The following is a 14,703-nucleotide window of genomic DNA, read 5'->3' as shown; positions in this document are numbered from 1 at the left end:
CATTTCCACCCCTGTTCCCTATTGCAGAAGAATCATTTTGTTCGACGAAGCCACTTTTGCATAAATCCTTTGATTCCTGTCAAGGCACCTGGTTCCGGGGTAGCCGGGATGAGCATGTATTGGTGAGCTATTCGCTGTATATCCCGCGCCGCAATGCAATTCGGAAAAGCCGTGGAAAAAGGAACTTGCTTTTTTACTGCCTGAACCACATGGTGGTCTTCGCTGACGTATCCCATCATGGAGATATCGACGTTCAAAAATTTCTGAGCTGCCATCTTGATTTTATCGGCTGTTTGCACAGCTTCTCTTTCATCCCCCGCCCGGTTCACGATGAGCTTAAAGGAGGTTCCCTGCTCTTTGCCGCTGACCACTTTGATCAGTGCATACGCATCGGTAATGGACGTAGGCTCCGGGGTGGTCACGACAAAGCATTCATCTGCCGATTGAATGAAATTGAAGTTTTCTTTCGATAATCCTGCTCCGGTATCAAAAATAATATAGTCCATTTCGCCGGCGATGCTTTCGATTTGACCGGTGAAATAGTCGAGATCGTTCTGCGATAAGGAGAAGAGATCCGACATGCCGGAACCGCCGGCAATAAAGGAAAGAAAGCCGGGGCCACGCTCGATAATCTCACCGATTGTTTTCTCGCGCCGGAGCAGATGGTACAGGTTGTACCTGGCGGAAATGCCCATCAGGACGTCAATGTTTGCCATCCCGATATCGGCATCAAACACCAGCACCTTTTTCCCCATAGCCTGAAGGGCCAGCGCAAAGTTCAGCGTGAAGTTTGATTTGCCCACTCCACCCTTGCCGCTTGTCACGGTGATCAGCTTCGCGGTCCGCATCGGAGCATCGCCGGCGGGTTGCACGGCACGTTCCTGCTCGCGCTTCATGACAAGATCCCTGAGCATCTGTGCTTGATCGGTCATATCCCTTCTTCTCCCAGCAGCAGACGGCTAAGCGTTCCTTCGCTTGGCAGCAGCAGATCGTCCGGAACGTTCTGGCCGTTGGTCATGTATGAAAGATGCAGCGGATACTCATGAATCAGATTCATAATGGAGCCATAGCTGCCTGTCTCGTCGAGCTTGGTGAAAACCACCTTGTCCAGCCCGTATTTGCTAAAATGCTCGGTTATTTTCTTCATGTCCTGCGTCTTCGAGGTCAAGCTGAGCACCAGATAGGTTTCGCTGTGTTCCACCGGAGAGAACAGGCTCTGAAGCTCTGAAACGAGCAGTTCATTGCGGTAATTCCGGCCTGCGGTGTCCATCAGGATCAGATCGCAGTAACTCAGCCGCTGAAGAGCCCGCTGCATATCCCCGGGAGATTGCACCACCTCTAGCGGAACATTCAGAATGGAAGCATAGGTTCTAAGCTGCTCCACCGCTGAAATCCGGTACGTATCCGACGTAATGAACCCCACTTTGCGATGGTATCTGAACAGCTGCTCTGCGGCCATTTTGGCAATTGTCGTCGTTTTGCCGACGCCCGTCGGCCCCGCCACGTATACCATACGGGTATTGCTGGCTATTCCTCCGCCAAACCGGCCTGCCAAAAACGACTTAATCTGTTCGCCTAAAAAGGCCTCCAATTCTGATGCATCGAGGGTTCTTCCTCTATCTTCCCAGTGTTGATAAGTGGCCTCGATCCATTGTTGGACCAAAACCATATCGACATCCTGCTGCAGCAGCCGGTCCTGAAGCTTCTGCAGCGGATCGGGAAGACTTTGCTGCATCGCGGTCTGCCGGGAAATCCTGGCCATCCAGGCTTTCATGTCTCGCAGCTCCTCCAGGAGCTTATCCTCTGCCGGTGAAGTACTGACAGGCGTACCACCATCGGTTTGCGGCGAGTTTCCAAGTCTGTCAGCGGTTGGCCGAATCGGCTCCTTCACTGGCTGAAACTCATTCGATTCCGCATCCGCCATCAGCAGCTTCAGCAGATCGGCCTGACGGGAATCGGGCTGAGATCCATATTCCGTCTCCGCCTTTTGATTCAGCTTCGGACGGATATCCGACGCGGCAGCGGTTTGTTCCTCCGTAAGGGGAGCCGCTGGGTTGTGCGTTGACTGCGAGGTCACCTCAACGGTCTTTTTGTAGGCCTGTGGTACTGCATTTTTCGGCACGGCCATGGATGGACGCACTGGAGGGGCGTCCTTCTTCGCGGGCTTAGCCTGCTCTTCATTCTCCACAGCCGCGATAACTTCGATTTTCTTCTGTCTGAACATGCCCAGGAAACCGCCAATCCTGGTCTCCTTCGTGCTGAGTATGACGGCATCACCGCCAAGGTCATTGCGGATCTGGAGCATCGCTTCAGGCATCGTATCGACCAGATATCGCTTTACTCTCATAAATTCACCACTCCGACACTTTGAATTTCAACGTTAGGCTCCAGTTCGCTGTAGGAAAGCACCGGAATGTCCTGCATCGTCCGTTCGATCACCTGCCGCAAATACATGCGGATCGTAGGGGATGTCAGCAGGATCGGCTGCTGTCCGGACTGCAATAGCCGGTTCACCTGCTCGCTGAGCTTTTGGTATACCGTTTGAGTGGACATCGGATCCATTGCCAGATAGCTTCCCTGATCCGACTGCTGCACGCTCTCGGCTATTTTCTTCTCCAACGAAGGTCCTACGGTAATCACCTTCATCGTCTCCCCCTCTTGGGAGAACTGCTGGGTGATTTGTCTCGAGAGAGCTTGTCTCACATATTCTGTAAGAACATCCGGGTCCTTCGTATATTGTCCGTAGTCAGCCAGCGTCTCGAAAATAGTGACAAGATCTCGGATGGAAATTTTCTCGCGCAGAAGCTTGGCAAGGACCTTCTGTACGTCGCCGATCGCCAATACGCTTGGAATCAGCTCGTCGACAAGCACAGGATAATTTTCGCGTAAATTGTCGACAAGGGTTTTGGTTTCCTGGCGCCCGATGAGCTCGTGGGCATGCTTCTTAATCAGCTCTGTCAAATGCGTTGCAACGACGGAAGGCGGGTCTACCACGGTATAACCCGAAAGCTCGGCTCGTTCTTTAGTCGCTTCGTCGATCCATAAAGCAGGGAGACCAAAGGCCGGTTCCATCGTTTCAATGCCCGAAATGCTTTCGTCTTCATACCCGGGACTCATCGCCAAGTAGTGATTAAGTAATAATTCACCGCCTCCGACATTATTTCCTTTAATTTTTATGACGTATTCATTCGGTTTTAGTTGAATATTGTCGCGAATACGGATCACGGGAACGACAAGGCCCAGCTCAAGTGCGCACTGCCTGCGAATCATGATAATCCGGTCCAGTAGGTCCCCGCCCTGCTGGACATCCGCAAGCGGGATGAGTCCGTAGCCGAACTCGAATTCGATCGGGTCCACCTGCAGCAGGTTGATGACACTTTCGGGACTTCGAACCTCTTCAATTTGCTGCTCTTCCTCCTGCTGTTCCACCTCGATCTGCTTGCGTTCCATGTTCTTCTGCATGCTGTACGCGGCGTATAACAGAATTAAAGCGAGCGGCAGCGTGGTAATGATATGAATCGGTGTGAAAAATCCGAGAAGGGCAATCGTGCCGCCAACGATATACAGCAGCTTCGGATAAGACATCAGCTGTTCCGTCAGATCGCTTGCCAGATTGCCTTCCGAAGAAGAGCGTGTAACGATCAGACCGGATGCGGTCGAGATCAGCAAAGCCGGAATCTGCGAAACGAGACCGTCGCCGATCGTCAGGACGGAGTATGTGGACAATGCATCTTGAAACGACATGCCATGCATCGTCATTCCGATAATGAAACCGCCAATCAGATTGATGATGAGGATGATAATGCTCGCTATGGCATCGCCTTTGACGAATTTGGTGGCACCATCCATGGCTCCATAATAGTCGGCCTCGCGCTCGACCTTTCTCCGGCGCTCGCGAGCCTGCTGTTCGTTGATCAAGCCGGCGTTCAGGTCTGCGTCAATACTCATCTGCTTACCCGGCATTGCGTCGAGCGTAAACCGCGCAGCCACTTCAGCAACCCGTTCCGAGCCCTTTGTGATGACAAGAAACTGTACGACCACCAAAATCAAGAAGACGATAAATCCTATTGCGATCTGTCCTCTGGCAATCCAGCTCCCGAAGGTAGCGACCACTTCACCGGCATTATGATTGTACAAGATCAGCTTGGTTGTCGATAAGTTTAGCGCGAGCCGAAACAGGGTAGTGATTAATAGCAAAGATGGGAAGATGGAGAACTGCAGCGCCTCTTTCGTATTCATGGCCACCAGCAAAATAAGCAGGGCCAGCGAGATGTTGATGACGAGCAATATATCCAAAAGCCATGTTGGGATCGGAAGAATCATCATGAGAACGATGCCGATGACACCAAGTAATACCGTAATCTCTTTCATTTTCAATGGCTTCATGCCTCCGATCCCATGGGATTATTTAACCTTGCCTTTTAATTTGTATACATATGCCAAAACTTCAGCCACGGCCTGGAATAAATCGGCGGGAATGGCATCCCCGATCTCCCCTCTTTGATACAGCGCGCGGGCGAGAGGTCTGTTTTCCATAGTAATGACGCCGTTGTCTTTGGCGATTTCCTTAATGCGCAGCGCCACAAAATCCTGCCCTTTGGCAACGATTTGCGGAGCTTCCATTTGCGAACCGTCATATTTCAGGGCGACGGCAAAGTGAGTCGGGTTCGTAATGACCACATCCGCTTTGGGAACCTCCTGCATCATGCGCTGCATAGCCATTCTGCGCTGGCGCTCCCTGATCTTCCCTTTGATCAGCGGATCGCCTTCCATTTTTTTATACTCGTCCTTGATATCCTGTTTCGACATCTTGATACTCTTCTCGAATTCATACTTCTGATATAAGTAGTCCAGAATAGCCATGATAAACAAGGCTGCTCCGATTTTCAGCCCCAGGTTCATCGTCAGGCTTGCCACAAAATGAAACGTTTTTTCGATGTTCATTTCCGAAAGCTTGCCAATCTGCGGCAGCGCCCCCGATAAGGTCTGGTAAACCAGCAACCCGATGATCACAATTTTGAAAATCGACTTAAGAAACTCTACAAGCGATCTAACCGAAAATATATTTTTAAAGCCTTTGATCGGATTCAGCTTGCTGAACTTGGGCTTCAGCGATTCTCCGGTAAGCATGAAACCGACTTGCGCCACGTTGGCCACCAGCGCGATGACCACGGTCGTCGCAAACAGCGGAGCAAGCAGAATCAGAATCTCGATGCCGTACTTCATCGACATGCTCATCACGTTACCGATCGAAATTTCCGTATTCATCCGATTGATGAACACGTCCCTGAACAATTCCACAAGGTGTTCTTTTATAAAGCCGCCGAACATCAGCAGGCTCAAAAAAGACGCAAGCAATACAATGGAGCCTGAAAGCTCCTGGCTTTTGGCGACCTGTCCTTTTTTGCGGGTATCCTGCCGCTTTTTGGGCGTCGCCTTTTCCGTTTTCTCGCCGGCAAACAACTGCAAATCCAGTGGATACCTATAGGACACTCTGTCGCTCCCCCATCCTGCTACGTCGGCCTCTGCCCCATAATCCCCAGCAGCTTCTGCATGGATTCAAACATAATATTGAACAACTCTCCGAAGATATAAGAAAACGTGGGAACAAGCAGCATCAGCACAGCCAAGCCTACGATGACTTTTAACGGCATGCCGATCACGAACACGTTAAACTGCGGAGCGGTCCGAGCCAGAAACCCGAGACCAAGATCCGTCAAAAAAAGCGCGGTGACGATCGGTGCCGACATTTGAAAGGCCAGAACGAACGATTGGCCAAAGGTTTTGACCAGAAACTCCGAAATGCTCCCGTTATAGAGCCTCAGGAAAAAATCATTGGATAACGGTACCCAGTCATAGCTTCGTATGATGCCATCAAGGAGGTAATGATGCCCGTTCATCGTTAAGAACAGCAGTACGGCAAACATATATTTGAAGTTGCCCAGCACAGGTGAAGAAGCGCCGGTCATCGGATCGATGACATTGGCAATCCCGAAACCGATTTGAATGTCCATAAAGGCTCCGGCCGTCTGAATCACCATGAATAGAAGATAGGCCACAAAGCCGAGCAGCAGACCGATCAGAACTTCCCGGATAATGAGAAGAATGTACGTCATGTCAGACGGAAGCTGCTGGTTCGCCCCGTAAGTCAAAAACACGAGCACCGACAGAAAAAAGGACATGCCGATTTTAAACGTATTCGGTACTCCTTTGGAAGACAGCACGGGAGCCACAACAAAAAAAGAGGTAATTCGACAAAAAATAAGCATAAAGACCGGAAGGCTTTGCAGAAGCATGTTCATAGACCGTTCCGCCTAACCGATATATTTGTATAGATTATTGAAAATGTTATACGTAAAATCCACGAGCGTCGTTAAAATCCAAGGACCAAACAATAGAATAGCCAGCAATACCGCCACGATTTTCGGAATGAACGCAAGCGTTTGTTCCTGAATCTGGGTTGTCGCCTGAAAAATACTGACGATCAGACCCACGATCAATCCGAGAAGCAGCATGGGCGCACTGACCTTCAACACGGTATAAACGGCTTGTCCCGCAAGTCCGATAATGAAATCAGAAGTCATGGCCGGCCTCCTTTTGCCTTGCTCTGCTCATGTATTGAAACTCATGAGGAGCGATTTAACGACCAGATACCATCCGTCGACAAGCACGAACAGCAAAATTTTGAAAGGCAGCGATATCATGACCGGTGGGAGCATCATCATCCCCATGGCCATCAAGGTACTTGCAACAACGATATCAATGATAAGAAAAGGGATAAATATCATAAAGCCCATTTGGAACGCCGTTTTCAATTCGCTGATTGCAAACGCAGGCACCATTACTGTGAGCGGAATATCCTTATAGCTTTGAGGCTTTTCCGTCTTGGTATATTTCATAAATAACAGCAGGTCTTTTTCCCTCGTTTGCGAGAACATGAACTTTTTCATCGGCTCTGCCGCTTTATCCAGAGCTTGTGTCTGGGTTAGTTCGCCCTTGAGGTAAGGCTGTAGGGCAACGTCGTTGATCGATGAAAACGTTGGTGTCATCACAAACAGCGTCAGGAACAGGGCCAAACCGATGAGCACCTGATTGGGCGGCATTTGCTGCGTTCCAAGCGACGTTCTTACAAACCCCAGAACGACCACGATCCGGGTGAAGCTTGTCATCAGCACCAGAAGCGCCGGCGCGATGCTGATGACAGTAACCAGGAGCAAAATTGACAACGAGCTGGTGCTCGGTTTGCCTCCTGAATCGCCCACCTTGATATCAATATTCGGAATGGGATCTGCAAAAGCCGCTGTTATTGCAAGCAAACTGATAACCGACAAAACGATGCAAGCAAGCAAAACCTTCTTTTTCATGGATCCCTCAACCGATCTGTAGTATTGTCTTCGCGAAGAAGTTCTTCCATCTTTTCCTTCCGTGTCGACATTTTGCGTAGCTTCTCGTCGAACACCTCGTGGAATGATGATGTATCCTCCAGTTCAATGTCCTCCGAGACCGGACCCTGCTGCTTACGCAGACGGGAAATCAATTTTTCAACGAGCGGAGGGATTGCCCCCGATTGGGCAGCCGACTCCTGCTCAAAAGCCTCGAGAATCACACTGACTTCCTCTGGATCCGTAATCTTGTCTACCAGGCGAATGTCCTCGCCGACGCCAACCAGATATAAGCTGCTGCCGATTTCAATGACCTGAAGGGATTTGTTCGGACCGAGCCCTACAGCCCCCAAGGTCCGAACCGCACGGCTGGTGAACCATGTCTTGTTCTTCTTACCCAGAAAACGGATCAATAAAATGATCAGTGCCACGATGACGGCGAGAACAACAATGACATAGACCAGATACAGGGCATAATTCCCCGGACTTTGGGGTGTAGCCATATCGGCGCTAAGCATAGAGCTTAAACACCCAATGTTTTGTTAATGGCTTCGATAACGCGATCCGTCTGGAACGGCTTCACGATGAAATCTTTGGCCCCGGCTTGGATTGCGTCGATAACCATAGCCTGCTGACCCATGGCAGAGCACATGATGACTTTTGCGCTAGGATCCAGCTTTTTGATTTCTTTCAGCGCGGCAATCCCGTCCATTTCGGGCATGGTGATATCCATTGTGATCAGATCCGGGCGAAGCTCTTTGAATTTCTCGATTGCCTGTGCTCCATCCTGAGCCTCTCCTACCACTTCAAAACCATTTTTAGACAAAATATCACGGATCATCATTCTCATAAAAGCTGCATCATCCACGATAAGAATACGGTTAGCCATTGATTAAAAATCCTCCCTAAATTTTGCTTATTGTAATTTTTGTATTCGGTCCCATTGGCTAAGGATGTCCGTGACACGCACGCCAAAGTTCTCATCGATAACCACAACCTCGCCTTTGGCGATCAGTTTGTTGTTGACAAGAATATCGACAGGCTCACCAGCAAGCTTGTCCAGCTCGATGATGGAACCTTGAGACATTTCCAAGATATCCTTTATTTGCTTTTGGGTCCTTCCTAATTCTACGGTGACTTTAAGAGGAATGTCCATCAATAAGTTTAAATTATTTTGATCGACGGATCCGTATCCACCGGATTGCAGATTCGAGAACTGCACAGGCTGTACATTCACGTTGCGGTTATGTGGCGCACCGTAATGTTGAGGCGTGCTGTACTGCGGCATTTGCTGGCTTGGATCATACCCCTGCATATCTCCTGGCATTCCTTGCATAGGAGCGCCATACCCAGGAGGATATACCGGTGCCTGCTGCTGCGGTACATGCTGCTGCTGTACATGCTGCTGCTGTCCAGGAGCGGGCTGTGAAACTGCAGCCGGTGCCTCTTGCACCGGGACCTCAGCGGCGGTTTCCTGCACGGCTTGTTCTATTGGTTCCGTGCCATGAATCAGCATATTGACCATATCTTTGGCGAAATGGATCGGAAGAAGCTGCATGATCGTCGAATCGATCAGTTCTCCGATCGTAAGCCGGAAAGAAATTTTGATCAGCGTTTGCTCCTCTGGAAGACTGCTGACCCCGTCACCGCTCGCCATGTCGAGAATGTCGATTCCCGGAGGAGAGATATTCACGAACCGGTTAAAGATTGTGGACATCGATGTCGCGGAGGACCCCATCATTTGATTCATGGCTTCCTGGACGGCGCTGATATGGATTTCATTCAGCTCCTGATCTTCAGGATTGCCTTCTCCGCCGAGCATCAGGTCTGCGATAACCTGGGCATCGCGCGTCTTGATCACAAGCGAGTTGATGCCTTCAAAGCCGTCTACATACGTGACGTGAACGGCTACATGCGGTTTAGGGAACTCGGACTCGAACTGCTGGCGCGTAATAATGGAAACCTTCGGTGTCGTGATTTCGACCTTCTTGCCGAGCAAAGTGGAGAGTGCGGTAGCCGCGCTGCCGAATGTGATGTTCCCGATTTCGCCTAGAGCATCCTGCTCCAGCGGAGTCAAATAATCGTCGACAGAGGAGCCGCTCGTCATACCGGCACCTGCACTCGCCCCCGCCTCGGACTGTTTAAGCAAAGCATCAATTTCTTCTTGTGATAAATAATCGTTACTCGTCAAGTTCCTCAACTCCTTCGCTGACGATCTCGTCAATTTGAACAGCCACCCGATCCTTGAGTGTGCCTGGACTTCCTATGAATTTAAGGCGGTCTCCTACCTTGATCGACAGCCCGGTATCTACCGTTTTGTTAAGGCTGATGACATCTCCTACGCTTAAACCCAAAAATTCTGAGATGGAAATATTTGAATCCCCAAGCTCCGCGATAATGCTCAGCTGCGCCTGGCTGATCCGGTATTTCAAAGACTCGGCTTCCTCCGGTACGCTGGATTTCTTCTCCGATACGAACCACTGATGCGTCGACAACTTCGACATGATCGGCTCCAATACAACATGCGGTATGCAGAGGTTGATCATTCCTGTCGTGTCCCCTATTTTAGTGCTTAAGGATATCAGTGCGATCGTTTCATTCGGGGATACGATTTGCATAAACTGCGGATTGGTCTCCATCGCTTCAAGGCGAGGGGAGATATCCAGAACTGTTTTCCATGCATCGGCAAGGCTCTCGAAAGCCCGGCTGAATATTCGTTCCATAATCGTCGTTTCAATTTCCGTAAGCGTATTAACCTTCGCAGGAGCATTGCCAACACCGCCGAGCAGACGATCCAGCATCGCATAGGCTACGTTAGGGTGAACTTCAAGCACCATTCTCCCTTTAAGCGGCTCGGCTTCGAATATGTTCAGGATCGTCATTTTAGGTATGGAACGTATAAATTCATCATAAGGAAGCTGTTCTACCTGCACTACGCTGATCTGCACAAAAGTTCTGAGCTGCGCAGAGAAATACGTCGTAAGGTACCGAGCAAAGTTTTCATGGATACGCGTCAAGCTTCGGATATGGTCCTTTGAAAAACGGACTGCACGTTTAAAGTCATAGGATCTGACCTTCTTCTGCGTGTCTTCCTTTTTGAGTTCCTCCGCATCCATCTCGCCGGAGGAAAGCGCAGCCAGCAGGGCATCGATCTCATTTTGCGATAATACTTCAACCAAACATCTCACCCCCTTAAAAGGATTGTCTCTTGTTCCTTAGCATTTAGGCTGCATCCTTGCTTTAGAGCGGCGTTACGACGAAATCTGTAATTTCAATTTGAGCGAGCTTTCCTCGAGTCAGTGTTTTATTGATCAAATTGATCAATTTTGCGCTTAATTGGTCCTTGCCTTTCGAACCCTTCAGTTCATCCGGCTTGGTATCGGCAAGCGTTTTGATGATGATCGGTTTGATTTTGAACTCTTTGATCTTGTCGAATTCTTCCTTGGACTTTTTATCGTTCAATTGGAACGCAAAATTCATCAATACGATATAATCCTGATCCGAAAGATTGGTCTTGATTTCCTTGATTTCAGATGTCATTTCCACAAGTTCGTCCGCCGATAATTTAGGAACCTCGATCGTCTGGGCCGCCGTGTTCGGGGTATCGTCTTTCCCGAGCAGCTGTGGCGTAAGCAGAACGACTGCAACGACGATCAGTGTAATAGCCAGAAGTATAGTAATTAGCCAAGGCAGCATTTTTTTCATGAGTTTTCCTCCAATTGTTGCACTTTAATGGTTGCGTTATGAACGCCGATTTCCTGATTGTATTGTTTCACCAGGGAAATGACCTCAGCTGCTTTTTCCAAAACGATCATGCGTTTGCCCGTGACCAATGTAATATATGTGTCTGGCGTTTCTTCCACTGTTTCGATAAGCAATGCGTTCAGCCATAATGGTGAGCCGTTTAACCGGGTAACAGAAATCATAGCAGGCCTCCTATGGAAATTAGGGAGAGGATGACCCCTCCCCAGGATTCAGTCAATTAACGCTTCAGATTAACGATTTCTTGAAGCACTTCATCTGAAGTGGTGATGATTCGCGAGTTTGCCTGGAACCCGCGCTGCGCGACGATCATTTCTGTAAATTCGCCGGTCAGGTCAACGTTGGACATTTCAAGCTGTCCGGATACGATCGCTCCTGTACCTGCTTCTGCGTCATTCGCCTCCACGGGATCGAGAGCTCCATCCGGATTGGCATTGATCGTCATGCGGAACAAGTTGCCGCCGATCTTCTCCAGACCTTCCGGGTTGACGACCTTGCCGATGCCCAGTTTCACGGCCGTATCGGTCGTACCGTCAGCAAGCTTCTGCACCACAGTGCCGTCTTGGGAGATCGAAAAAGCCGTAGCATCTTCCTGCAGCGTAATCGGAGCTCCTGTGGAGTCGCAAACATAAAATCCGTCTGATGTTACCAGGTTTTTGGCCGCGTCCACATGAAAATCGCCTGCACGTGTCAAAAACGGCGTTTCCTGCGCATCATTCAATTTCACCAGGAAAAACCCGTCGCCGTCGATCCGTACGTCGGTCGGTTGGTTCGTCGTCATGGCGCTGCCGCCCAGATGAACCGTATCGATGGAGCCCACCGAAACACCGAGTCCGATTTGCTTGGAGTTCACGCCGCCCTGCTCGGTTCCATTCGGAGCCGTCACACCGGAAATCGTCTGGCTCATTACATCTTTAAACATGACACGGCCGGATTTAAAACCGATGGTGTTCACGTTTGCGATGTTGTTGCCGATCACGTCGAGCTTGGTTTGAAATCCGCGCATACCCGAAACACCTGAATACATGGATCTTAACATTAATAATTTCCTCCTCTATAGGTCATGGACCGCTTCAATCGGTCAGCGGTCCACTGGCTCTCCTGTCGGGCCAGCCAGGTCATGAAATGACAACCGCACTATCAATTTGAGTAAACACATTATCCTTCATGGAGCTTCCGTCCATTGCCGTAACAACGGTCCGGTTTGCGACGTTAACGATGAGTGCCATGTCCTGCATCAGGATCAGTGATTCCTTGCTGCCTTTGGCCGCGGCTTTGTCTACCGCGTTCTGTATCCGGGCAAGCTGTTCGCCCTTGAGTTCAATGCCTCGTTGTTCCAGCCGCTTGGCGGCATGATTGCTGAATTTCAGCAGCTCATCCTGCAAAATTCGGTTAAAGGATGCTTGCGGTTTATCCTGCTGCGAACTTCTCTGGGCCGCATTCTGCGCTGCCGGATGGATCTTGGAAGGGTACAGCTGCCCGATCGTCAGTCGTTCGCTCATATGGATTCACCACTTCCAGCCGTTTCTGTGCCGCCGTTTCCGCCTGCATTGTTATCTGCCGGTTCTTGTGCCGGGCTGCCGTTTGCTTCTTCTACAGGACCGGTTGAATCCTTTCCACTCGGCGCTGCCTTGATTTCGAGAACTTTGGTCAATGGAATGGCCACGGATCCGACAGATGCGTACTGCACGCCGTCTTTTACGAGAATGGAGTCCACGATGCCGGTTTTAAGCTCTGGTGTACCGCCGTTCTCCTCATTCCCCTCATCCTTCCACGTAATCTCTTTGCCGATCAGTCCGGATACATTCCCGAGCGATTGGTTCATCGCGGTAATCTGATTGGAAATATTCATCAGCTGCTCTACGGAAGAGAACTGTGCCATCTGCGCGATGAATTCCTTGTCTTCCATCGGCTGCATCGGATCCTGATTTTGCAGCTGGGTGATCAAAATGCTGAGAAACTGATCCTTGCCCAACGTCTGCGTTTTCGAACTTGCTTTGGCAACGTTTGAAGCGGAGTAGTTAGGCCAAATATTCGATGTTGAAAAATTATCAGCCATCTTTTTTCACCTCCAATTTAAGCTTTTGCCGTAAATGAATTCCCGCTCTGCATCTTTTCCTGCTCGGCCAGCCATTCGTTCAGCTCTTCTCCGATTTCCGCGATCTTCATCGCGTCATCCGAAGGAGCCTCTTTTTCCTTCGAGCGTCGGTTCCCTTGCTGCTGACCCGAGTTTGGCTGCCTGCCGTCATGGTACATTTGCGATTGTAGCGACTGGTTCTGACTCACAACCAATTTTTCAACCTGTACGCCTTGGGTCTGTAAAGAAGATCGGAGCTGGCTCATCTGCTGCTCAAGCAAATCTTTGGTCGCAGCATGCTCTGTCGTAAATTGGGCCACGAGATGTCCATTTTGCATGGTCAGCTTAACGTCCACTTGTCCCAGATTTTCCGGGTAAAGCGTAATACGCGCCTCTGACACTCCCTGCTGCTTAATGAAATCCATCTTGCTTACAACAAAACCGCTCATTTCCTCGGAAAACTTCTCTACAGGTACCGGAGTTGCAGTCAATGCCTTGACAGGTGATTGAATTCCTTGCCGAAGCGTCAGCTGTCCTGCTGTAATCGTGTTTTGTGCAGTAAAGACATCATCCGAAGTTTCCTTCTCTGCCGGGTTCATTGTCAGCTCGTCTGCGGAAGCTTGCTCGGTTTTCGGAATGTTATTCGCAGAAGTATTCACAACCTGGTTTTTAAGCGCGACGGCAGGTGCTGCTTCCGATGGATTGGCTTCGCCTGCGCTTTGCTTCTGAATGTACTCCAGCAAGGAGCTTAGGCGTTTCCCTTCGCCACCAGCTAATGCAGGCATTGGGTTATTCAGATGATTCTGAGATGCCGAATCGCCTTGTGCCGGAGATGATGGCTTCAGCTTCACCGCCGCCGCGTCTGTCAGAATGTTCTGAAAGGACTGCAGCAGCTTGATGGCTTGCAGCGGATCGCTTTCATTCGTTTCACTCTTTTGCAGCATGGTAACGAGCTGAGCTAAACCGTCTTGAACGACAAAACGGATGGTCGCCGGATGCTCGGAGAGCGGACCCGTCAACGCACTGCCGTTCACCGGTGCAGTTTCCTCACCTTCGGACGCTTGCTGGTTCAGCATATTCTGAATTTGTCCAAGCCAGCCCTGCAGCGCAGCCAGCAGATCCGGATCGGCCGTCACCGCTTCATCAAGCTGTTCTGCATCACCCAGCATGCTATCCAAAAGCTTCACTGCATCTTGTCCTTCGGAACTCGTTTCATCGCCGGTTGCGGAACTCATGCCAACGAGCTTCATCAAGCCTTCAAGCAGCGATCCTGCTCCGATAAGTGCGGCAGCGCTTTGCGGCGTTCCTTCACCCGTCATCAGCTGGTCAAGCGATTGGTTAAAAGTGACTGAACCGGCCGCCGTTCCTGCGGATGTCTTGTTGCCTGCCACAGCAGTCTTTGTTGCAGCCGAGTTACCGCCAGCAATATTTTGAAAAACGAGACTCATATGTTCTCACCTCCTTTCAAAGGAACATCGGCTG

At 50.1% G+C, this 14,703-nt stretch carries 17 protein-coding genes; all 17 read right to left on the bottom strand.

Annotation, left to right across the window (positions count from 1 at the left end; all coding sequences use genetic code 11):
• Positions 1 to 32 precede the first annotated feature (32 nt).
• On the bottom strand, positions 33 to 932 hold the full coding sequence (locus ACTHPM_RS01605) for a MinD/ParA family protein (RefSeq protein ID WP_440393441.1): 900 nt from the start codon (positions 930 to 932) through the stop codon (positions 33 to 35).
• Positions 929 to 2,347: a flagellar biosynthesis protein FlhF gene (gene flhF, locus ACTHPM_RS01600; protein WP_440393440.1), complete on the bottom strand. Its 1,419-nt coding sequence runs from the start codon at positions 2,345 to 2,347 to the stop codon at positions 929 to 931. The genes ACTHPM_RS01605 and flhF overlap by 4 nt, the downstream gene beginning before the upstream one ends.
• Complete coding sequence (gene flhA / locus ACTHPM_RS01595) at positions 2,344 to 4,386, bottom strand: flagellar biosynthesis protein FlhA (protein WP_440421407.1); 2,043 nt, start codon at positions 4,384 to 4,386, stop codon at positions 2,344 to 2,346. Before flhA ends, flhF begins: the two co-directional genes overlap by 4 nt.
• Before the next feature lie 18 nt (positions 4,387 to 4,404).
• Positions 4,405 to 5,493 carry a flagellar biosynthesis protein FlhB gene (flhB, locus tag ACTHPM_RS01590; protein WP_440393438.1) on the bottom strand — a complete coding sequence of 363 codons (1,089 nt, stop codon included), beginning with the start codon at positions 5,491 to 5,493 and terminating at the stop codon, positions 4,405 to 4,407.
• A gap of 20 nt (positions 5,494 to 5,513) precedes the next feature.
• Positions 5,514 to 6,302, bottom strand: coding sequence for a flagellar biosynthetic protein FliR (gene fliR, locus ACTHPM_RS01585; protein WP_440393437.1), 789 nt, complete (start codon positions 6,300 to 6,302; stop codon positions 5,514 to 5,516).
• A gap of 12 nt (positions 6,303 to 6,314) precedes the next feature.
• Positions 6,315 to 6,584 carry a flagellar biosynthesis protein FliQ gene (fliQ, locus tag ACTHPM_RS01580; RefSeq protein ID WP_440393436.1) on the bottom strand — a complete coding sequence of 90 codons (270 nt, stop codon included), beginning with the start codon at positions 6,582 to 6,584 and terminating at the stop codon, positions 6,315 to 6,317.
• Between the two features lie 27 nt (positions 6,585 to 6,611).
• The gene (gene fliP, locus ACTHPM_RS01575) at positions 6,612 to 7,364 is read right to left on the bottom strand and encodes a flagellar type III secretion system pore protein FliP (RefSeq protein ID WP_440393435.1); all 753 of its coding nucleotides are present in this window, start codon (positions 7,362 to 7,364) and stop codon (positions 6,612 to 6,614) included.
• A complete protein-coding gene (locus tag ACTHPM_RS01570) occupies positions 7,361 to 7,900 on the bottom strand; it encodes a flagellar biosynthetic protein FliO (RefSeq protein ID WP_440393434.1) in 540 nt (179 codons plus the stop codon). Before ACTHPM_RS01570 ends, fliP begins: the two co-directional genes overlap by 4 nt.
• 5 nt (positions 7,901 to 7,905) lie before the next feature.
• A complete protein-coding gene (locus tag ACTHPM_RS01565; RefSeq protein WP_127607528.1) occupies positions 7,906 to 8,271 on the bottom strand; it encodes a response regulator in 366 nt (121 codons plus the stop codon).
• 27 nt (positions 8,272 to 8,298) lie between these two features.
• Positions 8,299 to 9,573, bottom strand: a complete 1,275-nt coding sequence (gene fliY / locus ACTHPM_RS01560; RefSeq protein WP_440393433.1) for a flagellar motor switch phosphatase FliY — start codon at positions 9,571 to 9,573, stop codon at positions 8,299 to 8,301.
• On the bottom strand, positions 9,563 to 10,561 hold the full coding sequence (fliM, locus tag ACTHPM_RS01555) for a flagellar motor switch protein FliM (RefSeq protein ID WP_440393432.1): 999 nt from the start codon (positions 10,559 to 10,561) through the stop codon (positions 9,563 to 9,565). Before fliM ends, fliY begins: the two co-directional genes overlap by 11 nt.
• Before the next feature lie 61 nt (positions 10,562 to 10,622).
• On the bottom strand, positions 10,623 to 11,087 hold the full coding sequence (locus tag ACTHPM_RS01550; protein ID WP_440393431.1) for a flagellar basal body-associated FliL family protein: 465 nt from the start codon (positions 11,085 to 11,087) through the stop codon (positions 10,623 to 10,625).
• Positions 11,084 to 11,308 (bottom strand): flagellar FlbD family protein, encoded by a 225-nt coding sequence (locus tag ACTHPM_RS01545; RefSeq protein ID WP_244719180.1) that lies wholly within the window; start codon positions 11,306 to 11,308, stop codon positions 11,084 to 11,086. Before ACTHPM_RS01545 ends, ACTHPM_RS01550 begins: the two co-directional genes overlap by 4 nt.
• A gap of 56 nt (positions 11,309 to 11,364) precedes the next feature.
• Complete coding sequence (gene flgG, locus ACTHPM_RS01540) at positions 11,365 to 12,183, bottom strand: flagellar basal body rod protein FlgG (protein ID WP_440393430.1); 819 nt, start codon at positions 12,181 to 12,183, stop codon at positions 11,365 to 11,367.
• 79 nt (positions 12,184 to 12,262) lie between these two features.
• Positions 12,263 to 12,646, bottom strand: coding sequence for a TIGR02530 family flagellar biosynthesis protein (locus ACTHPM_RS01535; protein WP_440393429.1), 384 nt, complete (start codon positions 12,644 to 12,646; stop codon positions 12,263 to 12,265).
• Positions 12,643 to 13,203, bottom strand: a complete 561-nt coding sequence (locus ACTHPM_RS01530) for a flagellar hook capping FlgD N-terminal domain-containing protein (RefSeq protein WP_440393428.1) — start codon at positions 13,201 to 13,203, stop codon at positions 12,643 to 12,645. Before ACTHPM_RS01530 ends, ACTHPM_RS01535 begins: the two co-directional genes overlap by 4 nt.
• Positions 13,204 to 13,220: 17 nt before the next feature.
• Positions 13,221 to 14,669 (bottom strand): flagellar hook-length control protein FliK, encoded by a 1,449-nt coding sequence (locus ACTHPM_RS01525; RefSeq protein ID WP_440393427.1) that lies wholly within the window; start codon positions 14,667 to 14,669, stop codon positions 13,221 to 13,223.
• Positions 14,670 to 14,703: the final 34 nt, after the last annotated feature.

It is taken from the genome of Paenibacillus sp. SAFN-054 (genome assembly GCF_051966755.1).
Lineage (GTDB): Bacteria > Bacillota > Bacilli > Paenibacillales > Paenibacillaceae > Paenibacillus_AQ.
The sequence above is the reverse complement of the archived record's forward strand: the minus strand, read 5'-3'. Positions and strand labels throughout refer to the sequence as shown.

Coding starts and splice junctions, on each gene's coding strand:
- ACTHPM_RS01565 (WP_127607528.1), bottom strand. CDS start 8,271: ATGGCTAACCGTATTCTTATCGTGGATGATGCAGCTTTTATGAGAATG.
- fliQ (WP_440393436.1), bottom strand. CDS start 6,584: ATGACTTCTGATTTCATTATCGGACTTGCGGGACAAGCCGTTTATACC.
- flhA (WP_440421407.1), bottom strand. CDS start 4,386: ATGAAGCCATTGAAAATGAAAGAGATTACGGTATTACTTGGTGTCATC.
- ACTHPM_RS01550 (WP_440393431.1), bottom strand. CDS start 11,087: ATGAAAAAAATGCTGCCTTGGCTAATTACTATACTTCTGGCTATTACA.
- ACTHPM_RS01525 (WP_440393427.1), bottom strand. CDS start 14,669: ATGAGTCTCGTTTTTCAAAATATTGCTGGCGGTAACTCGGCTGCAACA.
- ACTHPM_RS01545 (WP_244719180.1), bottom strand. CDS start 11,308: ATGATTTCTGTTACCCGGTTAAACGGCTCACCATTATGGCTGAACGCA.
- flgG (WP_440393430.1), bottom strand. CDS start 12,183: ATGTTAAGATCCATGTATTCAGGTGTTTCGGGTATGCGCGGATTTCAA.
- ACTHPM_RS01530 (WP_440393428.1), bottom strand. CDS start 13,203: ATGGCTGATAATTTTTCAACATCGAATATTTGGCCTAACTACTCCGCT.
- flhF (WP_440393440.1), bottom strand. CDS start 2,347: ATGAGAGTAAAGCGATATCTGGTCGATACGATGCCTGAAGCGATGCTC.
- ACTHPM_RS01605 (WP_440393441.1), bottom strand. CDS start 932: ATGACCGATCAAGCACAGATGCTCAGGGATCTTGTCATGAAGCGCGAG.
- ACTHPM_RS01570 (WP_440393434.1), bottom strand. CDS start 7,900: ATGCTTAGCGCCGATATGGCTACACCCCAAAGTCCGGGGAATTATGCC.
- fliP (WP_440393435.1), bottom strand. CDS start 7,364: ATGAAAAAGAAGGTTTTGCTTGCTTGCATCGTTTTGTCGGTTATCAGT.
- fliR (WP_440393437.1), bottom strand. CDS start 6,302: ATGAACATGCTTCTGCAAAGCCTTCCGGTCTTTATGCTTATTTTTTGT.
- ACTHPM_RS01535 (WP_440393429.1), bottom strand. CDS start 12,646: ATGAGCGAACGACTGACGATCGGGCAGCTGTACCCTTCCAAGATCCAT.